Genomic DNA, 19,021 nt, shown 5'->3' on the forward strand with positions numbered 1-19,021 from the left:
TGATTGGCTCAGTCTCAAGGTTGACTTGTCCCGCCCTGCACGGGCAATGAGACGCACATGCAGGCTGTCATTCAATTTCCCGATTTATCCCCCGAGCTGTTTTCGATCTCTGTGTTCGGCTTCGAATTCGCCCTCAGATGGTATGCGCTTGCCTATATCGCCGGCATCCTGATCGCCTGGCGTCTGGCAGCGATGGCGCTGAAGCGCCCTGCCCTTTGGGCGCGCGAGACGCCACCGATGCGCCCCGACCAGCTGGAAGACTTCATCACATGGGTCATTCTGGGTGTCATCCTTGGCGGCCGTCTGGGTTTTGTCCTGTTTTATCAACCGGCCTATTACCTGACGCACCCGCTTGAGATACTGAAAGTCTGGCAAGGGGGCATGGCATTCCACGGTGGATTGCTGGGCGTTATTCTCGCCTCGTTTCTCTATGCCAAACGTCATGATATCCCCGCGCTGTCGCTGGGTGACCTGGTTGCCTACACTGTACCGCCGGGCCTGTTTCTGGGCCGACTGGCCAATTTCACCAATGCCGAGCTTTGGGGGCGCCCCAGTGAATTGCCCTGGGCCGTGATCTTTCCCGGTGCCGCAGCGCAGGATTGCACCAATGTTGCTGTCGGTCTATGCGCCCGCCACCCCTCGCAGCTGTATGAGGCTCTGTTGGAGGGACTGCTGCTGGGTGCGCTTCTGCTTTGGCTGGCCTATCGGCGTGGCGCATTCAAATGCCCGGGCCTTATCATGGGCGTGTTCCTCGCGGGTTATGGCGCATCGCGATTTCTGGTCGAATTTGTCCGCCAACCCGACGCGCAGTTCATATCGGCCGGAAATCCGCTGGGACTGGCCTGGCATATCGGCGGCTATGGTCTGACGATGGGGCAGTTTCTGTCATTGCCGATGATCGCGTTGGGCCTGTGGTTTGCGTTGCGCGCTCGGCGACAGGCATGAGCCTGACCGACCAACTGTTAGAGCGCATCCGGCTGGATGGCCCGATGCGCATCGCGGATTACATGGCAGAGTGTCTGCTGCATCCCGAATTCGGCTATTACGCGACCCAGGACCCGTTCGGGTCAAAGGGCGACTTTATCACCGCCCCAGAAATCAGCCAGATGTTCGGAGAACTGATTGGTCTCTCTCTGGCACAGTCGTGGATGGATCAGGGCGCACCATCGCAGTTCACTCTGGCAGAGTTGGGCCCTGGGCGCGGTACGCTGATGTCCGACATCCTGCGCGCCACGGCATCAGTTCCCGGATTTCACGACGCCGCACGGATCGTACTGCTTGAGGCCTCACATGTCTTGCGCACCAAGCAAGCCGAGACCCTGCAAGGCTATGACCCAAAGTGGGTTCAGTCGGTGGACGAGTTGCCCAACCAGCCGCTGTTTCTGGTTGCAAACGAGTTTTTCGATGCCCTGCCGATCCGGCAGTTTGTGCGTGACGGCACCGGGTGGCGAGAACGCCTGATCGGTGCTGATGACGGTGCATTGACCTTTGGATTGGGCGCTGCTGCGGAACAGCCTGGCCTGACCGACCGGCTGGACGACACCCAAGACGGTGATCTGGTCGAAATCTGCGCCGCTGCAACACCTATCATTGCAAAGCTTGCGCATCTGATCGCCACCTGTGGGGGCGCTGCCTTGATCGTGGATTATGGCGATTGGCGATCCTTGGGGGATACGTTTCAGGCCCTGCAAAACCATCGGCCCGTTGATCCGTTGGCGCATCCGGGACAGGCAGACCTGACGGCGCATGTAGATTTCGAACCGCTGGCGCAAACGGCGCGTGCAGCCGGGTGTGCCCATACCCGATTGACGCCACAAGGTGTGTTTCTGGAAAGGCTTGGCATAACGGCCAGGGCACAAGCGCTGGCAAGACGCCTGTCCGGGACAAATCTGGAAACGCATATTGCCGCACATCGACGGTTGACGCATCCCGATGAAATGGGAAACCTGTTCAAAGTGCTGGGCCTGTTCCCGGCAGATGCGACACCTCCACCGGGAACGGAACGATGACTCTGGAAATTCTGACTTCGGATTTGCTGTCACCTGTGCATCATGGCTTTTTCAGCCGACGCGGCGGGGCCTCTTCCGGTATCTTTTCGGGATTGAATTGCGGCCTGGGCTCCTCGGACCAGTCCGAAGCCGTCGCTTTAAACCGCCGCCGTGTTGCTGAGGCGATGGGAGTTGATCAGACCAGTCTGGTCGGCGTGCACCAGGTGCATTCGCCAACGGTCGTAACCGTCGATCAGCCGCTTGACGGCGAAAAACCCAAGGCGGACGCCCTAGTGACCGCCACGCCCGGCCTGGCCCTGACAATTCTGACAGCTGATTGCCAGCCGGTCTTGTTTTCAGACCACTCGGCAGGCGTCATCGGTGCCGCACACGCCGGATGGCGCGGTGCGTTGGATGGTGTGCTTGAGGCCACTTTGGACGCAATGGAGGCATTGGGCGCGTCGCGGGCGACAACATCGGCAGTGATCGGACCAACGATTTCGCAGCGCGCGTATGAGGTCGGGCCCGAGTTCATGGATGCCTTTCTGGTCGAATCTGCTGAGAACGCCCGGTTTTTTGCCAATGGCGACGGCGACCGGCTGAAATTCGACCTGCCAGCCTATGGGCTTCATAGGCTGCGCACGGCTGGAATCGGCAATGCCGAATGGTCGCGACACTGCACATATTCCGATTCGGATAGGTTTTTTTCTTACCGGCGTGCGACCCATGCACAAGAAGTTGATTATGGGCGCTTGATCTCGGCCATTCGGCTCTGAAACTGGGCTGAAATAAGGCAGTCGCGCCTCCTTTCCGACACATTTATTGTGTTTATCTGACTCAGAATCGTTTCAAATTGTCGTCAGTGTTCAGTGTGTTATCTGAGAAATCAGCCCGAAGGCTGACGCCTGGTAAGAAAAGAGGTGTCTGAGTCCTTCCTTTTGTCCTCAATTCATCCCGCATCAGCCTTATCTGTGCCGCAAACCCGCGTCAGATTGAGTGTTGTAACGGAAATCCGGGGTCAAACCCGAAGCAGGCAGGACAAAAAACATGAACACGAAATCACGCTTTCTGAGTGCCGTTGTTGCGGCGGTTAAAGACAGGGAACTCGAAATGCCCTGGAAGCGGGTTTCAAGCAATTCAGTCAGAGTTGCTCGTCGTTTGGCCGAGCGTCGCTGACCGAAATCCCCAACGGACCAAGCTGCCGGTCCTATGGGCATAACGCACTGGATTGTGCTCCGGTCCTGTGCGCTGCGACGCAGATGGGTTTGCGTCGCGTCTGTTAGGGGCGTGTGTGTGCGGGCAATTGATGTCCGCGTTTAATGAGTTTGTCTGGGGGGTCAGATTTTGACCAAAAAAGAAGTTTTTCTTTCGTGGTTCGGTCCGGTTTCGGTGCCCGTTCTGCGTCTGCCCTAAGAATAAAGGCAAAGAACAAGACCGTCTGGCAGGACGTCACGGGGGTTATGCCTGCCTGTACGGAAAAAAGAGGGGTCGGAATACGTATGTCTATTCCTAATTCTCTGGCACGAGCGGCCAGAAATGCTGTTGAGACGTCTTCAATACTGCGCGACGCACCGCGTCCCAGTACTGTACAAAAGGCGCAGCTGCGGCGCTATGAAGTAAGCACTCTGCTCAGCAATGGCGATGTAGAGCAAACGCGCCACATCGCGCCTGCATTGCCCATGTTCGAAGACGCGTTTTGCGCCTTCACCCGTGGATCTTTGGTTGAAACACCCCAAGGGCCCATGGCGATCGAAGATCTTATGCCCGGAGATGACGTTCTCACTCAGGACGGCGCATCTGAAACCGTGTTGTGGAAGGGTTCGGTAACGCTGGTTCCGGGGCGCGAAGATACACGCGGCCGAACGCGGCCGCTGACACGCATCATGGCAGATACGTTCGGGATGCAGAAACCGCTGTCAGGTGTCATCACAGGTCCAGCCGCCCGACTGCTTGGGACACCGACACACATGCGCCACCTGAACGGGGGGCGACCGATGTTGACGCCGGTGCACGAGTTTCAAGATGGCATGAGCGTGATCGAGACACTGCCGCCAACTCCGGTCGAGCTGTTTCACATCTGCCTAGCCCGACATTCCGTGATCCGCGTCGATGGCCTGCAGTTCGAAACCTATCATCCCGGCGTAAACGCGGTTCGGATGATCAGTCATTCCTTGCGTTCGCTCTATCTGAACCTATTTTCACACATAGATTCGCTGAATGACTTTGGGCCGCTGCTTTTGCCGCGTGCCGGGGACGGCGAAGTCGACGCCATTACCGCGTGATGGCATATCGTTACTGTTCTGCAAGTGTGGGGGCATCATGCAGATACTACTGAGTTGGGTCGTATACCTGACGGTGGCAGCGTTTCTGCCACCCTGTAGCGCCAATCAGAGCCGGGTTGCCGTCAGGCCATCCGGTTCATCCGGTCTTCCAATACGTCAAATGGCACGCCTGGCTCGTCTTTTGCGCCTCGGATAACAAGCGACGTCTTGACGCTGGCCACGTTCGGCGTGGTCAGCAACTCACCTGTCAGAAATTGCTGAAAACTGCTCAGGTCCGGTGCGACGCATTTCAGGATGAAATCCACCTCGCCGTTCAGCATGTGACATTCCCGAACCAGAGGCCATTCGCGACAGCGGTTTTCAAAGGCGCTGAGTTCGGCTTCGGCCTGACTCTCAAGACCGACCATGGCAAAAACCTGAACCTCGAACCCCAACTCGCGCGCATTGACGTCGGCGTGGTAGCCGTGGATATATCCCGCCTCTTCCAGTGTCCGAACGCGGCGCAGACAGGGCGGAGCAGAGATTCCGACCCGCTTCGCCAGCTCGACATTGGTCATTCGACCGTCAGCCTGCAACTCCGCAAGAATTTTTCGGTCGATTTCATCCAGCCGGGTCGTGACCATTAAATGCTCCTGAATTTTTCAGTTCTTATATCAGCACCCCACCGATGCGCAATAATATTTCACAATCGCGCAATATTCCGTATCACCTGATGGAATATCGCGGGTGATTCATGCTCCAAACCGATAACAGATGCGTGCGTTTAATAGGGCTTTAAGCCCCGTCTTTGCATCGCTATATCCAACCGCGGTGGGCCTGCGGCCCAACGAATGGCAGAAACAGTGGGGGTACCATGGCCGACACAAGACATACCAAGGTTCTGATCATCGGTTCGGGACCGGCCGGATACACAGCTGGCGTTTATGCCAGCCGCGCCATGCTGGAACCCATTCTTGTGCAAGGTATCGAGCCCGGCGGCCAGTTGACCACCACGACCGAGGTCGAAAACTGGCCCGGTGACACCGAGGTTCAGGGCCCTGATCTGATGGTGCGGATGCAGGACCACGCCAAAGCGATGGGCGCTGAGGTCATCGGCGACATCATCAATGATCTGGACCTGAGCCAGCGCCCCTTTACCGCCAAGGGCGACAGCGGCACGACCTATACCGCCGATGCGGTCATTCTGGCCACGGGCGCACGTGCCAAGTGGCTGGGTCTGCCGTCCGAGGAGAAGTTCAAAGGCTTTGGTGTATCGGCCTGCGCAACCTGTGACGGGTTCTTCTATCGCGGACAGGAAATCGTGGTGATCGGCGGCGGCAACACCGCTGTGGAAGAGGCGCTGTTCCTGACCAATTTCGCCAGCAAAGTTACCCTGATCCACCGCCGCGATGAACTGCGGGCAGAAAAAATCCTGCAGGATCGCCTGCTCAAGAATGAAAAGATCGAACCCCTTTGGTTCCACCAGCTGGAAGAAGTTGTGGGCACCGATGCGCCCCTGGGTGTTGAGGGCGTGAAGGTCAAGAACGTGCAAACCGGCGAGATTTCTGAGATCCCGTGCAAAGGTGTTTTTGTCGCCATTGGTCACGCACCGGCCAATGAGCTGGTCAAGGACACGCTGGAAACCCATATGGGTGGCTATGTCGTGACCAAGCCTGGCACAACCGAAACATCAATCCCCGGCGTGTTCGCCGCGGGCGACCTGACCGACCACGTTTATCGGCAGGCGGTCACCAGCGCCGGCATGGGCTGTATGGCGGCTTTGGACGCGGAACGGTTTCTGGCCGAACAGGATTAAGGCGCATCCGCGTCATGACATCCGATCACGGACGGTTTTCACCCTCGGGCAAGGGTCACTTGACCCCTGCCTGCAGGCAGACCACAGTCATTCAATGCAATGCAGCAGATGGATGATCTGATTGAGTAGTTTGCTTTGGCGCGGCGGATGGGTGACGCGGCTTAGGATCGCAAGCGGCCTTGTGCTGTTTGTCTTTGCATTTTTCCACTTCATCAATATCGGGCTGGGCCTGTTTCACACCGATCTTCTGCATGGAATGCAGGACGGGCGAAATGCAGTAACGCGCCATGGCATCGGCAGCGTGATCCTGTATTTCGCATTGTTCGTTCATGCCGGGCTGGCCATCATTTCTCTGGCGCAGCGGCGAACGCTGCGCATGCCGTTCAGCATGGCCCTGCAGGTGATATTGGGGCTTCTGATCCCATTACAGCTGATCGCGCATATCGTCCACACCCGCTATGCGCATGAGGTTTTCGGCGTCAATGACGAGATGGGCTATATCATCATCTTGATGTGGCCCAGCACGGCGATCTGGTTGCAAAGCCTGCTGTTGCTGGTCGTCTGGATCCATGGCTGTATCGGGCTGCACATGTGGCTGCGTATCACCAGATGGTGGCACCAGTTGGTACCCTACCTCATCGGGTTTGCGGTATTTGTGCCGGGCTTTGCCCTGGCCGGAGTGTTGACCGAAGGGCGCCGCATCTGGACCGATTTCGCCGATCCTTTCCTGCGCGAGCAGTATATCGAGCATTATAACTGGCCCTCGACGGAAGAGTTTCAGGCCCTCTTCGGAGTGACCGGTAATTCGCGAACCATCTTTGTGGCTTTGCTGGTGCTTGCGGGCCTGATCTATGTCGGGCGCAAGCTCTGGCGGCGCAGGCATTCCGTTCGTGTTCGCTATGTCAACGGGCCCGAGGTTGTGTCGGAAAAGGGCATGACTTTGCTTGAGATGTCGCAAGCCAACGGCATCCCTCATACCGCGCTTTGCGGTGGCAAGGGCCGCTGCACCACATGCCGCGTGATCGTTGAGGACGGTGCAGAAAAGCTGCCACCACCCAGTGACGTCGAAGCCCGCAGCCTGAGCGCCGTTGGGGCCGCCGAAGGCACCCGGCTGGCCTGTCAATTGCGGCCAAGCGATCCGCTGACCGTGTTTCGCGTGTTTCGTCCGGATGGCGGGCGCGACCGCGCCCACGCCAGCCACGGGCAGGAACGGCAATTGGCGGTGCTGTTTTTGGACATGCGCGGCTTTACCGCTCGCACAGCCGGACAACTGCCTTATGACATCGTCTTTCTGTTGAACCGCTTTTTCGATGCGATCGTGCCGTCGATCCTGTCCCATGGGGGCATCGTGGACAAATATATGGGCGACGGGTTGCTGGCGATGTTCGAAACCTCTGACGAGGCCAGCTCGGCCCGCGCGGGGCTAGAAGCGGCTGCGGATATTGGACGCGCACTTGAGCGGTTCAATCAGCGTCTTGCAGCCGAGGGCAGCAAGGAGATCCGCATCGGCATGGGGCTGCACCTGGGCGATCTGGTCCTGGGTGAGATTGGGGCGGCCAAACACGCGCCCCGCACGATCATCGGTGATGCAGTCAATGTTGCCAGCAGGCTGGAGGGCGAGACCAAAGCGCTGAGCGCCGAGTTGCTGGTCTCCGCAAACGTCCTGCGCGCCGCGGGCCTGGACAGCCATCCTGACGGCATGCGCGATTTTCAGTTGCGCGGCGTAGCGGATCCGGTTCCCGCTTTGCCCGTCAAACGTGCTGCGGATCTGGAACAGTTTTTGCAGCCTTTGGAACAGACGGCTTAAACACCCGAAGAATTCGCGCGTGAAACGAAAAACTGGTCCAAAGCCCGGCAAAAGGTCGGAACATCTTTCCGAAACAGGCAAAAACCGCGCATTTCTTCCTTTGTTTGGGCATCTCTATGGACATTGGCCGGATAGCGCGGCAAATGCCTCGCAAATCCACAATGAAACATGCGCCAAAACGCGACGACAAGAGAATTGATATGACGATGTTGAGCAACCTGACTCCGATCCCGGAGCTATTTGTTTCCTACGAATCCGCGCAAAAACTTAAGGTCGAAGCTGCGGACCTGACCAGCTGGGACCTAAGCCCGCGTCAGATTTGCGATCTTGAGCTGCTGATGAACGGTGGTTTTAACCCGCTCAAGGGTTTTTTGACCGAGGCGGATTACAACAACGTCGTCGACAACATGCGTCTGGCCGACGGTACGCTTTGGCCGATGCCGATCACGCTGGATGTCAGCGAGGACTTTGCCGACACTATCGAGCTGGGTCAGGACATCGCCCTGCGCGACCAGGAAGGCGTGATCCTGGGCACCATGACCGTGACCGACCGCTGGACCCCAAACAAGGCGCATGAGGCCGAGAAGGTCTTTGGCGCGGATGACGATGCACACCCGGCAGTGAACTACCTGCACAACGTCGCAGGCAAGGTGTATCTGGGCGGCCCTGTGGTCGGCATCCAGCAACCCGTTCACTATGATTTCCGCGCCCGACGCGACACCCCGAACGAGCTGCGCGCCTATTTCCGCAAACTGGGCTGGCGCCGCATCGTGGCGTTCCAGACCCGCAACCCGCTGCACCGCGCGCATCAGGAATTGACCTTCCGCGCCGCCAAGGAAGCGCAGGCCAACCTGCTGATCCACCCGGTTGTCGGCATGACCAAACCCGGCGACGTGGACCATTTCACGCGCGTGCGCTGCTATGAGGCGGTGCTGGACAAATACCCGGCCTCGACCACCTCGATGAGCCTGCTGAACCTGGCCATGCGGATGGCTGGCCCGCGTGAGGCCGTCTGGCATGGTTTGATCCGTGCCAACCACGGTTGCACCCACTTCATCGTCGGCCGCGACCACGCCGGCCCGGGTAAGAACAGCCAGGGTAAAGACTTCTACGGCCCCTATGACGCGCAAGACCTGTTCCGTCAGTTTCAGGACGAAATCGGCGTCGAAATGGTCGACTTCAAGCACATGGTCTATGTGCAGGAACGCGCTCAGTACGAGCCCAACGATGAAATCGCCGACAAGGACAACGTCACGATCCTGAACATTTCGGGCACAGAACTGCGCCGCCGTCTGGCCGAGGGCCTGGAAATCCCCGAATGGTTCAGCTTTCCCGAAGTTGTGGCCGAACTGCGTAAGACCAAACCGCCGCGCAGCCAGCAGGGCTTTACCGTGTTCTTCACCGGCTTCTCCGGCTCGGGCAAGTCCACCATCGCCAACGCGCTTATGGTTAAGCTGATGGAGATGGGGGGCCGTCCGGTGACGCTGCTGGATGGTGATATTGTTCGTAAGAACCTGTCGTCCGAATTGGGATTCTCGAAAGAACATCGCGACCTGAACATCCGCCGCATCGGTTATGTTGCCAGCGAGATTACCAAGAATGGTGGTATTGCGATCTGTGCGCCTATCGCCCCATATGCCACGACCCGCCGCGCCGTTCGTGAAGAGATCGAGCAATTCGGTGCCTTCTGCGAGGTACACGTCGCCACCAGCATCGAGGAATGCGAACGCCGCGACCGTAAGGGCCTGTATAAGCTGGCACGCGAAGGCAAGATCAAAGAGTTCACCGGCATCTCGGACCCTTATGATGTGCCTCAGAACCCCGAACTGAGCGTCGAGACCGAGAATGTCGAGGTCGACAACTGTGCCCATCAGGTGCTGCTGAAACTGGAAAGCATGGGCCTGATTGCAGGCTCCTGATCAAAGATTGATCCAATAACAAAGGCCCCCGGAATTCCAGGGGCCTTTTTGTTCCTCAGTATGGGCTGGTGTCAGCCCGGCAGATCGACCTGACCGCGCATCAATACATATCCCTGCCCTGCAACCTTGATACCGGTCATTGCATCAACCGGCCCGACCCGCGTGACCGTGGCCTGCCCCGGGCGCCCCATATCGTGGCCTTGTTGCGCAACGAACGTGTCCTTGTCCATCAGACCATGTTTCCAAAGATAGGCCGCCATCGCACCCGTGGCGGACCCGGTAAAGGGATCTTCGGGCGGGCTGGGCGGCGCCAACAAGAGGCGCGAGAACGTGTCTCCTGCCTCTGTCGCACCTTGCAACGTCACAAGAAACGGCTCGGCCATGTCCGAGCCGGAGAACCCGGCTTTCTCGGCCACCTTGCGCAGCGGACCTTCAACGAGGCGGGCCGCCCGCAAAGCGTCGTGATCGCGCAAGACCGTAATACAAAATGGCAGTCCGGTAGACACGAATTGCGGTGGCGAAACTATCGCGTCCTCGGGCAAACCGACGGTTGCGGCAACCAGATCAGTGGGCACATACTCACCAAATTGCGGTGCGACCTGAGTCATCTCGATCTCGTCCCCGTCCAGTCGGATGGCAACGATACCGGCCCCGGTTTCCAGGCTTAGCTCATCGCCTTTGACCATGCCGCGTGATCGCATGGCGGCAACGGTCGCGATTGTGGGGTGACCGGCAAAAGGAATTTCCCGGCTTGCCAGAAAATACCGGACCCGGACATCGGCCACGTCGGAGGGGCCTGTAAACGTGCACTCCACCAATGAGGTTTCGCGCACGTAAGACATACAGGTTTCCTGCGACAATCCCGCCCCGCCATGAACAACCGCGCAGCCGTTGCCACCGAATGCGCGGTCGGTGAATGCATCGACCCAATCGAATTCAAACCGACCCATAAGCGCACTCCAACAAAAAAAAAGCGTCGCCGCATGTTTCACCGGCAACGCATCCAATGTCACGCCATTTCGGCAGAGCGCTTAGCCTGCGCTAATGCACAGCCACCGGGGACAGGTCATGTTCGCGGGCCAGCACAAAGGCCAGCTTGCGATCGGCGACCAGCGCCAGTTGCTGCCCATCGGAATCGTGCACCGCGTAAAGCTGGTCCAGATCACCCGCCTGATCGCGCAGATCGCGGGGCAGATCGGCCACATCAACTGTCTTCACATAGACGATGCCGTCGCCTTCGGTGTTCAGTTCAATCGGTGTATTCATTGCTCTTACCCCTTTCTTATGTTGATCGTTTGCACCACGGTTTCGGGAACCGCCCGGGTCAGGTCCACATGCAGCAGACCGTTTTCCATGATCGCTTCGCCCACTTCGACGCCATCGGCCAGCACGAACATGCGCTGAAACTGGCGTGCCGCGATGCCGCGATGCAGGAATATGCGCCCCTCGCTATCGTCGCGTTGCCGACCTAGGATCACCAATTGGCGATCCTCGATTGTGATCGACAGATCCTCTTCTGCAAAACCGGCCACAGCCAGGGTGATGCGATAGGAAAAGTCCGAGGTCTGTTCGATATTGTAAGGTGGATACCCTTCGTTACCGGCCTTTGCAGACCGTTCCAGAAGACGTTCCAACTGCTCGAACCCCAAAAGATGCGGGTAAGAGCCCAAGGTAAGTTTCGACACGTATTTTCGTCCTTTTTTGTCAAAGCGACGTCTGTTTCGGCCCCATTCTGGCAACCGTGTACGATAGAATATGGGATTATGTCGGGATGTCCACAAGGTCTGGTCGGATAAAGCCTGACACACTATCTTGTGTGTCAAGCACCACTAATCAGCCGAGTCGCCAATGAACGCGCCCACCGACCTTTCCATGAAAACCGACGATGTTCTGCGGGTCGAGCTGGAGGTTTTTCGCCGCCAGCACCGTGATCTGGACGAAGCGATCGAGGCGCTGCATGACCGCGGGACAGCCGATCAGTTGACGCTGAAACGGTTGAAAAAGGAAAAACTGCGTCTCAAGGACATCATCCGCATCATCGAAGACCGACTGACCCCTGATATCATTGCTTGATGGCCGTCTGACGCATTGCCAGCCAATCGGATTTGGCTATAGTGCGCGCTCTTTCCTTAGGGCGGGGATAAAAGCGGATGAGCGATGTGAATGTGGGGATCATCATGGGCAGCCAGTCGGACTGGCCCACGATGAAAGAGGCCGCCGATATTCTGGATGAATTGGGTATTGCTTACGAAAAACGCATTGTCTCGGCCCATCGCACGCCGGATCGTCTTTGGGATTACGGCAAAACCGCCGTGTCCCGTGGCCTGCAGGTCATCATCGCTGGTGCTGGTGGTGCCGCGCACCTGCCAGGGATGATGGCATCAAAAACGCGGGTGCCGGTGATTGGCGTACCTGTTCAGACGCGGGCCTTATCCGGCGTGGATTCGCTCTATTCCATTGTCCAGATGCCCAAAGGGTTCCCGGTCGCGACCATGGCCATCGGGTCGGCTGGTGGTGCCAATGCCGGGCTCATGGCCGCTGGCATTCTGGCGCTTCAGGACCCGGCATTGGCCGAACGGTTGGACGCGTGGCGCGATGCACTGTCCGTGTCTATCCCCGAGGAACCTCAGGGATGAGCCGGGTCGGGTTTCTCGGGACCGGCCACATCGCAGCCCCGATTGCGCGTTTGATGGCCGCGAAAGGTCACCAGATAAGCGTGACAGAACGGAACGCTCAGGTCTCGGCCAAGCTGAAACAAGAGCTTGGAGCTACGGTTGGCGATCCTCAGACCGTGATCGATGCATCGGACATCGTGTTTCTGTGCCTCCGCCCTCAGGTCGCGGTCGAGGTTTTGACCCCGTTGCGGTTCCGCGACGAACAGAAAATCGTCTCGGTCATGGCGGGTGTGTCGGCGGAACAGCTTGCATCTCTCTGTGCCCCGGCGGCGGATTTCGTCCAGACCATCCCGCTGGGATTTTTGCAGACCGGCGGATGCCCGATGGCGGCCTATGGCAATGATCGCCTGCTGGCCGACCTGTTTGAGCCGGAAAACCCGGTGGTGAAGGTCGAGACCGAGGCCGCGTTGAACGCGCATTTCGCGATCTGCGCCATGGTTCCGGGCCTGCTCGACCTCATGACAAGCGGGGCTGAATGGCTAGCGCATGAGACTGGCGATGCAGATGGGGCAGAGTTTTATGTAACCCAGCTGATGTCCGGGTTTCTTGCCGCCATGGAACAAGGTGGGGCCGGTCGTCTGGCGGAAGAACGGGATGCGCTGGCCACCGAAGGCACCTTGAGCCTGCAAATGACACAAACCTTGCAGCGCGGCGGTGCCCATGACGCGTTGAACGATGCGCTCACCTCGATAGGCAAAAGGTTGGAGAATTGATGATGGCAGAGAAGCTCGCCCCCGGCGCAACGATCGGGATTTTGGGCGGTGGACAGCTTGGCCGGATGCTCTCGGTCGCGGCGGCACGGCTGGGCTTTGTCAGCCATATTTACGAGCCGGGTGCAAACCCTCCGGCGGGACAAGTCGCAGACCGGGTGACAACCGCAGGCTATGACGATGCCGATGCGTTGCAGTCTTTTGCCGCATCTGTCGATGCCATCACTTACGAGTTTGAAAACATACCGACCCAAGCGCTGGATGTGTTGGAGGCACACCGCCCCATCCGCCCGGGGCGCGAGGCCTTGCGGGTCAGCCAGGATCGGCTGACCGAAAAGACTTTTCTGCACAGCCTGGGCCTGAAAACGGCCCCTTTCGCTGACATCACCGATCTGCAAAGCCTGCAGGCAGCGATCGATGAAATCGGAACACCTGCAATCCTGAAGACGCGGCGGTTCGGCTATGACGGCAAGGGGCAGGCGCGGTTGAAAACCGCTGAGGATGCCGAAGAGGCGCTGAAAGATATGGCCGGTGCTCCATCCATTCTTGAGGGCTTTGTAAACTTCTCGCATGAGGTTTCGGTCATCGCCGCGCGCGGGCTGGATGGGCAGGTCGCCTGTTTCGACCCCGGCGAGAATGTGCATCGGGACGGCATCCTGCACACAACGACCATTCCTGCCCGCCTTTCACCAACGCAACGAACGGATGCGGTATTACTGGCCGCCAATATCCTCAACGCGCTGGACTATGTCGGTGTCATGGGGGTTGAGCTGTTCGTGACGCCCGAGGATCTGATCGTGAACGAAATTGCGCCGCGCGTGCATAACTCGGGGCACTGGACCCAGAACGGATGTGCCGTGGATCAGTTCGAACAGCATATCCGTGCGGTTGCCGGTTGGCCCCTGGGGGATGGCCAGCGGCACAGCGATGTCGTCATGGAGAACCTGATCGGGACAGATATGGACCGTGTGCCTGCTCTTGCCACCGAACGGGATGTTGCATTGCACCTCTATGGCAAGGCCGAGGTCAAGGCGGGCCGCAAAATGGGGCATTTCAACCGGATCATACGCTGACCGGGATCGCACTGGCGTGCGATGCCTCCGGCGGGAGTATTTGGGAAAAGATGAAGTGTCGATCAGGTGACAAACCGAGCGGCGATGTCCCCTGACATATAGCTTATGCGACCCTGCGCCAGGGTTGCGGACACACGATGGGTGTCAGCGTTCAGTATCACGATGTCGGCACGTTTTCCCGGAGTCAGGTGGCCGCGATCCGACAGACCCAGAACACGCGCCGGTCCGCTGGAGATAAGCGCCCATGCACCTGCCAGATCCAGCAGGCAGGAACGCGCCAGCATCAACGCTGCGCGTCGGGGGCTGGGGTAGTGATAGTCAGAGGCCAGAGCATCGCACAGCCCCATCGCAATCAGGTCCAGCGCGCTGGCGTTGCCTTTGTGCGACCCGCCCCGGACCACGTTGGGCGAGCCCAGGATGATGTGATCTCCGCCATCCCGTGCGGCTTGCGCGGCATCCACCGTTTCAGGAAATTCCGAGATCACGGCGCCGCGCGCGCGCCAGTCCGCGCGGCACTGTGCGGTCCCATCGTCATGGCTGCCCAGACGAACCGCTGTTTCGGTCAGTTTCGCACACAGATCGTCCAATGCCGCCGGTACATCGTCGCCTCGTTCGTGCATAGACAGCAGCATCTGAAAGTGCTGTTCCGGGTTACGACCGGCCTTCAACGCCTGCCCCGTCAGACGCGGTGGTTTGCGCCCTTCGGCCAGACGATCATGAGGCAGGTGGTCATTGAACACGACGTAAGGCACCTGCCAATCGGCGATCCGCGCCGGCAGATCGGCATAGTCATCCAGCATATGCGTCTCAAACCGCAACTGGGGGATCAGATCGGTCACGACATCGTCTTTGACCGCTGCGATGGCCTGAAACACCTGCGCGGCAAATTCCGGGCTGCGCACGCCCCCTTCCCAACTGTGAAACTGGGCCAGAACGGCTGTGGTAATACCGTTAGCGGCCAGTTCTGCCTCGACCGAGAGAATGCCTTCGGCCATTTGCTTCATCGCGCCACGGCGCGGCGCAATATGGCGTTCGAACCCGTCACCGTGCAAATCCACTATGCCCGGCAGAATAAGGTAGCCCGTCAGGTCGACCTTTCGGGAAGTCGGCGTGGGTTGGACTTGACCGCCGCCGATTGTCAGATCCGCGCGCGCAACGCCTTGATCCGGCAAGAGGACATCTGCACCGGTGAACGTCAATTCAAGTGATGTCATCTGGTGGGCTCCGAAACGGGTTCAGAACAATCCTGCCCGATACAAATCTCGTCAATGACGTCCATCACGCCGTCGATCCACGTGATTTCGGGGTCAAACGCGCCAAACTCGATAAAGTGTAGCGCCTGCGCCATAACGCGCGGATTGTTCATCATGAAGGTGTGGGTCACCGGCAGCACGATGTGGTCGGCCATCCCCTGAACCCGTGTGCTCTCGACCGAGACCTTGCCGTCATCCGGCCCGTCGATCATCGAAGAGAATATCAGGTTCAGCGAGTTCTGACCGGCAATCACACCCAATTCGAAATCGACCGGGGGCAAGCGACGCGGCACGCCTTCGGGGCCGGTTCCAAGTGCCAGCCCGGCGGGACCGTGCAACAGGCCAAAAACCTCCCAATCGCCCAGTTCATCGACCAATTGGCTGCCCTGGTTCGGAGGGCCCAACATCACCACGCGGCCCAGATTTTCGGGTTTGTTATCCTGCAGCCAGTAGCGCAGAAGAATGCCGCCCATCGAATGGGTCACCACATTGGCCTGATCACTGCCACAGGCAGCAAAGGCGCCGGGTAGGGTTTGATCGGCTAGGTCCGCAATCGGCAGGTCGGTCGAAGGGTATCCCGGGCGCACAACTTTGTAGTCATGCGCCTTGAACAGTTGCTCCATGACAGAAAAGGACGCCTCTGTCCTGGCGAGCCCGTGCAACAGGATTACGCATTTCGCGTTTGCCACAACGGGCACAAACATCAAAAACAAGGCGACAAGAATTCTCATGCCTGCCAGATAAGGGCAATGGCGCGCTTAGGGAAGCCCTAGCCCCGCGGCAACCGCACCACCGCCAGCGCGATCCCGCCCAAGACCAGGGCTGTTCCGATCAGCAATCCAACGGACACCTGTTCGCCCAACAAGACCGCACCCGCAAAAATGGCGATGATTGGCACGCTCAATTGCACGACAGCGGCAATAGCGGGAGCAAGTTGCGGCAAGACGCGATACCACAGCGCGTAACCCAATCCGGAAGTGGCCGCGCCAGACACTGCCGCCAGCACATAGCCCATGCCGGTCATCTGCCAATCAGCGCCGACCACAAACACGGATGCGACCGTCAAAGGCAAAGCCACAACGAAATTCGCTGCTGTTCCCGACAAAGCATCCGGCTCGGACCGGCCGGCCAGTGAATATGCGGCCCAACCAATACCGGCGGCGATCATGAGGATTGCACCTTTCGCATCAACCACAACAGCACCAGACGGCCACAGAACATAGGCAAGCCCTGCCAATGCGATCGCCGCCCCGGCAAGTTGCCGTGCGGTTGGCTTTGCCCCTGAAAGGGCTGTCACGGCAAACATCGTAACCTGCACGATACCGAACAGGATCAATGCGCCCAAGCCTGCATCGAGCGAAATATAGGCCAGCGAAAACCCGATCATGTAAACGAACAGCGACCCTGCCCCGATCACTCGCCTTGTGTTCATCAGCGGCAATTGTCCCCCCTGCCCCAGAACGAGCAGTGACAGGATCAGAGCGCCCGACAAGACGCGCACCACGGCAAACCCAACCGGATCGCTCGTCCCGCTTTCAACGGCCAGACGGGTCAAAATAGAGTTTGCCGCAAAAGCGCACATGGTCAGGGTGGTGAGTAATATCAGTCGCATATCAACCGCATACCTGTTTCAGACCGGATTGCACACTCACTTTCCCGCAGGCAAATTGGCCATCCTTCTTTTGTTCAAAAATACCTCCGCCGGAGGCATGGCCGCGCAGCGGACATTCCAAAACGAAACAGGGCCGCCCGAAGGCGACCCTATCTTTTTGCTGTGTGGCGTCCCTGTCGGCATTTTTGACCTTATTGGCCAAATGCCGATCGGGGTCGTCAGAATTCGCCAGGGCGAATTCGACGTGCTTACATCATGCCGCCCATGCCGCCCATGTCGGGCATGCCGCCAGCAGGTGCCGCGCCTTCCTTGGCGGGCTTGTCGGCGACCATGGCTTCGGTGGTGACCAGCAGGCCAGCAACCGATGCCGCGTCTTCCAGAGCGGTACGGACAACTTTGGCCGGGTCGATCACGCCGAACGAGAACATGTCGCCATATTCTTCGGTCTGCGCGTTGAAGCCAAACGCTGCGTCGGACGATTCACGGACCTTGCCCGCTACAACCGCACCGTCAACACCTGCGTTCTCAGCGATCTGGCGCAGCGGCGCTTCGATAGCTTTGCGAACGATGTTGATACCGGCATTCTGGTCAGCGTTTGCGCCTTCCAGCGATTCCAGTGCTTTACCGGCCTGAACCAGAGCAACACCACCGCCCACAACAACGCCTTCCTGCACAGCAGCGCGCGTTGCGTTCAGAGCATCGTCCACACGGTCCTTACGCTCTTTCACTTCAACTTCGGTCATGCCGCCGACGCGGATCACGGCAACACCGCCTGCCAGTTTGGCAACGCGCTCTTGCAGCTTCTCACGATCGTAATCCGACGAAGTTTCTTCGATTTGAGTGCGGATCTGAGCAACACGTGCTTCGATCTCGGCTTTCTCGCCAGCACCGTCGACGATGGTGGTTTCGTCTTTGGTGATTTCGATTTTCTTGGCGGTGCCCAGCATGTCCATGGTGACGGACTCGAGCTTCATGCCCAGATCTTCGCTGATCACCTGACCACCGGTCAGGATTGCGATGTCCTGCAGCATGGCTTTGCGGCGATCGCCGAAGCCAGGTGCTTTGACAGCAGCAATTTTCAGGCCGCCGCGCAGTTTGTTGACCACGAGGGTCGCCAGCGCTTCGCCTTCAACGTCTTCGGCAATGATCAGCAGCGGTTTCTGCGACTGGATCACCTGCTCCAGCAGCGGAACCATCGGCTGCAGCGAGGACAGTTTCTTTTCGTGCAGCAGGATCATGCAGTCGTCGAGCTCTGCAATCATCTTGTCTGCGTTGGTGACGAAGTAAGGCGACAGGTAGCCACGGTCGAACTGCATACCTTCGACAACATCGGTCTCGGTTTCCAGACCTTTGTTTTCTTCGACGGTGATAACGCCTTCGTTGCCAACCTTCTGCATCGCGTCTGCGATCTGCTGGCCGATTTCGGCTTCGCCGTTGGCCGAGATGGTGCCAACCTGAGCGACTTCGGCCGAGTCTTTGACTTCGCGCGAAGCCGACTTGATGCCTTCAACAACCTTGGCAGTTGCCAGATCGATGCCGCGCTTCAGGTCCATCGGGTTCAGACCCGCTGCAACCTGCTTCAGGCCTTCGCGAACGATGGCTTGCGCCAGAACGGTTGCGGTGGTGGTGCCGTCACCGGCTTCGTCATTGGTGCGGCTGGCGACTTCTTTCACCATCTGCGCGCCCATGTTTTCGAACTTGTCTTCCAGTTCGATTTCCTTGGCAACCGAAACACCGTCTTTGGTGATGCGCGGTGCGCCGAAGGATTTGTCCAGAACCACGTTGCGGCCTTTGGGGCCCAGGGTCACTTTAACCGCGTCGGCCAGAACATTAACGCCTGACAGCATACGGTTGCGGGCATCGGTGTCGAACTTGACGTCCTTTGCAGCCATGTCGTTTCTCCTTGA

Annotated in this window: 19 protein-coding genes; 11 read left to right on the plus strand and 8 right to left on the minus strand. The window is 58.7% G+C overall.

The features are described 5' to 3' along the window. The first annotated feature begins 57 nt into the window (after window positions 1-57). From lgt to ACR0AG_RS07240, 4 genes are all read left to right on the plus strand, one after another. Window positions 58-945, plus strand: a complete 888-nt coding sequence (gene lgt / locus ACR0AG_RS07225; RefSeq protein WP_480837597.1) for a prolipoprotein diacylglyceryl transferase — start codon at window positions 58-60, stop codon at window positions 943-945. Beyond that, the gene (locus ACR0AG_RS07230) at window positions 942-2,009 is read left to right on the plus strand and encodes a class I SAM-dependent methyltransferase (RefSeq protein ID WP_480837598.1); all 1,068 of its coding nucleotides are present in this window, start codon (window positions 942-944) and stop codon (window positions 2,007-2,009) included. Before lgt ends, ACR0AG_RS07230 begins: the two co-directional genes overlap by 4 nt. Then, window positions 2,006-2,764 (plus strand): peptidoglycan editing factor PgeF, encoded by a 759-nt coding sequence (gene pgeF, locus ACR0AG_RS07235; RefSeq protein ID WP_480837599.1) that lies wholly within the window; start codon window positions 2,006-2,008, stop codon window positions 2,762-2,764. The genes ACR0AG_RS07230 and pgeF overlap by 4 nt, the downstream gene beginning before the upstream one ends. A 723-nt stretch (window positions 2,765-3,487) precedes the next feature. After that, window positions 3,488-4,270: a Hint domain-containing protein gene (locus ACR0AG_RS07240; protein ID WP_480837600.1), complete on the plus strand. Its 783-nt coding sequence runs from the start codon at window positions 3,488-3,490 to the stop codon at window positions 4,268-4,270. Between the two features lie 122 nt (window positions 4,271-4,392). Here ACR0AG_RS07240 and ACR0AG_RS07245 read toward each other — a convergent pair whose 3' ends face one another. Next, window positions 4,393-4,893, minus strand: coding sequence for an Lrp/AsnC family transcriptional regulator (locus ACR0AG_RS07245; protein ID WP_480837601.1), 501 nt, complete (start codon window positions 4,891-4,893; stop codon window positions 4,393-4,395). A gap of 230 nt (window positions 4,894-5,123) precedes the next feature. Between ACR0AG_RS07245 and trxB the strand changes: the two genes are divergently transcribed. The 3 genes from trxB to ACR0AG_RS07260 all read left to right on the plus strand — a co-directional run bounded on the left by trxB (window position 5,124) and on the right by ACR0AG_RS07260 (window position 9,791). Further along, window positions 5,124-6,065, plus strand: a complete 942-nt coding sequence (gene trxB, locus ACR0AG_RS07250) for a thioredoxin-disulfide reductase (RefSeq protein WP_480837602.1) — start codon at window positions 5,124-5,126, stop codon at window positions 6,063-6,065. Between the two features lie 121 nt (window positions 6,066-6,186). After that, a complete protein-coding gene (locus ACR0AG_RS07255; RefSeq protein ID WP_480837603.1) occupies window positions 6,187-7,872 on the plus strand; it encodes an adenylate/guanylate cyclase domain-containing protein in 1,686 nt (561 codons plus the stop codon). Window positions 7,873-8,072: 200 nt separating this feature from the next. Then, the gene (locus ACR0AG_RS07260; RefSeq protein ID WP_480837604.1) at window positions 8,073-9,791 is read left to right on the plus strand and encodes a bifunctional sulfate adenylyltransferase/adenylylsulfate kinase; all 1,719 of its coding nucleotides are present in this window, start codon (window positions 8,073-8,075) and stop codon (window positions 9,789-9,791) included. A 71-nt stretch (window positions 9,792-9,862) separates the two neighbouring features. Here the strand turns inward: ACR0AG_RS07260 and ACR0AG_RS07265 are convergent, their stop codons facing one another. The 3 genes from ACR0AG_RS07265 to ACR0AG_RS07275 all read right to left on the minus strand — a co-directional run bounded on the left by ACR0AG_RS07265 (window position 9,863) and on the right by ACR0AG_RS07275 (window position 11,476). After that, window positions 9,863-10,741 (minus strand): PhzF family phenazine biosynthesis protein, encoded by an 879-nt coding sequence (locus ACR0AG_RS07265; RefSeq protein WP_480837605.1) that lies wholly within the window; start codon window positions 10,739-10,741, stop codon window positions 9,863-9,865. Between the two features lie 91 nt (window positions 10,742-10,832). Beyond that, window positions 10,833-11,057 carry a DUF1150 family protein gene (locus ACR0AG_RS07270; protein ID WP_480837606.1) on the minus strand — a complete coding sequence of 75 codons (225 nt, stop codon included), beginning with the start codon at window positions 11,055-11,057 and terminating at the stop codon, window positions 10,833-10,835. A gap of 5 nt (window positions 11,058-11,062) precedes the next feature. Next, window positions 11,063-11,476 (minus strand): Hsp20 family protein, encoded by a 414-nt coding sequence (locus ACR0AG_RS07275; RefSeq protein ID WP_480837607.1) that lies wholly within the window; start codon window positions 11,474-11,476, stop codon window positions 11,063-11,065. A 163-nt stretch (window positions 11,477-11,639) separates the two neighbouring features. Here ACR0AG_RS07275 and ACR0AG_RS07280 point away from each other — a divergent pair, with 163 nt between their 5' ends. From ACR0AG_RS07280 to ACR0AG_RS07295, 4 genes are all read left to right on the plus strand, one after another. Further along, window positions 11,640-11,864 carry a DUF465 domain-containing protein gene (locus ACR0AG_RS07280; RefSeq protein WP_170570986.1) on the plus strand — a complete coding sequence of 75 codons (225 nt, stop codon included), beginning with the start codon at window positions 11,640-11,642 and terminating at the stop codon, window positions 11,862-11,864. Between the two features lie 77 nt (window positions 11,865-11,941). After that, complete coding sequence (gene purE / locus ACR0AG_RS07285) at window positions 11,942-12,427, plus strand: 5-(carboxyamino)imidazole ribonucleotide mutase (protein ID WP_480837608.1); 486 nt, start codon at window positions 11,942-11,944, stop codon at window positions 12,425-12,427. Then, the gene (locus tag ACR0AG_RS07290) at window positions 12,424-13,179 is read left to right on the plus strand and encodes an NAD(P)-binding domain-containing protein (RefSeq protein ID WP_480837609.1); all 756 of its coding nucleotides are present in this window, start codon (window positions 12,424-12,426) and stop codon (window positions 13,177-13,179) included. Before purE ends, ACR0AG_RS07290 begins: the two co-directional genes overlap by 4 nt. Before the next feature lie 2 nt (window positions 13,180-13,181). Beyond that, window positions 13,182-14,249: a 5-(carboxyamino)imidazole ribonucleotide synthase gene (locus tag ACR0AG_RS07295; RefSeq protein WP_480837610.1), complete on the plus strand. Its 1,068-nt coding sequence runs from the start codon at window positions 13,182-13,184 to the stop codon at window positions 14,247-14,249. A 62-nt stretch (window positions 14,250-14,311) separates the two neighbouring features. Here ACR0AG_RS07295 and ACR0AG_RS07300 read toward each other — a convergent pair whose 3' ends face one another. The 4 genes from ACR0AG_RS07300 to groL all read right to left on the minus strand — a co-directional run bounded on the left by ACR0AG_RS07300 (window position 14,312) and on the right by groL (window position 19,006). Next, entirely contained in the window at window positions 14,312-15,463 is a 1,152-nt protein-coding gene (locus ACR0AG_RS07300; protein WP_480837611.1) for an alpha-D-ribose 1-methylphosphonate 5-triphosphate diphosphatase, read from the minus strand. Then, window positions 15,460-16,233 carry an alpha/beta hydrolase gene (locus ACR0AG_RS07305; RefSeq protein ID WP_480837612.1) on the minus strand — a complete coding sequence of 258 codons (774 nt, stop codon included), beginning with the start codon at window positions 16,231-16,233 and terminating at the stop codon, window positions 15,460-15,462. The genes ACR0AG_RS07300 and ACR0AG_RS07305 overlap by 4 nt, the downstream gene beginning before the upstream one ends. A 38-nt stretch (window positions 16,234-16,271) precedes the next feature. Beyond that, on the minus strand, window positions 16,272-17,114 hold the full coding sequence (locus tag ACR0AG_RS07310) for a DMT family transporter (RefSeq protein ID WP_480837613.1): 843 nt from the start codon (window positions 17,112-17,114) through the stop codon (window positions 16,272-16,274). 248 nt (window positions 17,115-17,362) lie between these two features. Continuing rightward, on the minus strand, window positions 17,363-19,006 hold the full coding sequence (gene groL, locus ACR0AG_RS07315; protein ID WP_480837614.1) for a chaperonin GroEL: 1,644 nt from the start codon (window positions 19,004-19,006) through the stop codon (window positions 17,363-17,365). Window positions 19,007-19,021 lie beyond the last annotated feature (15 nt).

This window comes from Ruegeria sp. H6 (assembly GCF_056532975.1).

Bases quoted from the DNA above. Each gene is read 5' to 3' on its own strand.
- ACR0AG_RS07265 (WP_480837605.1), bottom strand. From the start codon at position 10,741: ATGGGTCGGTTTGAATTCGATTGGGTCGATGCATTCACCGACCGCGCA.
- ACR0AG_RS07240 (WP_480837600.1), top strand. From the start codon at position 3,488: ATGTCTATTCCTAATTCTCTGGCACGAGCGGCCAGAAATGCTGTTGAG.
- ACR0AG_RS07310 (WP_480837613.1), bottom strand. From the start codon at position 17,114: ATGCGACTGATATTACTCACCACCCTGACCATGTGCGCTTTTGCGGCA.
- ACR0AG_RS07290 (WP_480837609.1), top strand. From the start codon at position 12,424: ATGAGCCGGGTCGGGTTTCTCGGGACCGGCCACATCGCAGCCCCGATT.
- trxB (WP_480837602.1), top strand. From the start codon at position 5,124: ATGGCCGACACAAGACATACCAAGGTTCTGATCATCGGTTCGGGACCG.
- ACR0AG_RS07245 (WP_480837601.1), bottom strand. From the start codon at position 4,893: ATGGTCACGACCCGGCTGGATGAAATCGACCGAAAAATTCTTGCGGAG.
- ACR0AG_RS07300 (WP_480837611.1), bottom strand. From the start codon at position 15,463: ATGACATCACTTGAATTGACGTTCACCGGTGCAGATGTCCTCTTGCCG.
- ACR0AG_RS07305 (WP_480837612.1), bottom strand. From the start codon at position 16,233: ATGAGAATTCTTGTCGCCTTGTTTTTGATGTTTGTGCCCGTTGTGGCA.
- ACR0AG_RS07270 (WP_480837606.1), bottom strand. From the start codon at position 11,057: ATGAATACACCGATTGAACTGAACACCGAAGGCGACGGCATCGTCTAT.
- ACR0AG_RS07295 (WP_480837610.1), top strand. From the start codon at position 13,182: ATGGCAGAGAAGCTCGCCCCCGGCGCAACGATCGGGATTTTGGGCGGT.
- purE (WP_480837608.1), top strand. From the start codon at position 11,942: ATGAGCGATGTGAATGTGGGGATCATCATGGGCAGCCAGTCGGACTGG.
- ACR0AG_RS07280 (WP_170570986.1), top strand. From the start codon at position 11,640: ATGAACGCGCCCACCGACCTTTCCATGAAAACCGACGATGTTCTGCGG.
- ACR0AG_RS07260 (WP_480837604.1), top strand. From the start codon at position 8,073: ATGACGATGTTGAGCAACCTGACTCCGATCCCGGAGCTATTTGTTTCC.
- groL (WP_480837614.1), bottom strand. From the start codon at position 19,006: ATGGCTGCAAAGGACGTCAAGTTCGACACCGATGCCCGCAACCGTATG.
- lgt (WP_480837597.1), top strand. From the start codon at position 58: ATGCAGGCTGTCATTCAATTTCCCGATTTATCCCCCGAGCTGTTTTCG.
- pgeF (WP_480837599.1), top strand. From the start codon at position 2,006: ATGACTCTGGAAATTCTGACTTCGGATTTGCTGTCACCTGTGCATCAT.
- ACR0AG_RS07230 (WP_480837598.1), top strand. From the start codon at position 942: ATGAGCCTGACCGACCAACTGTTAGAGCGCATCCGGCTGGATGGCCCG.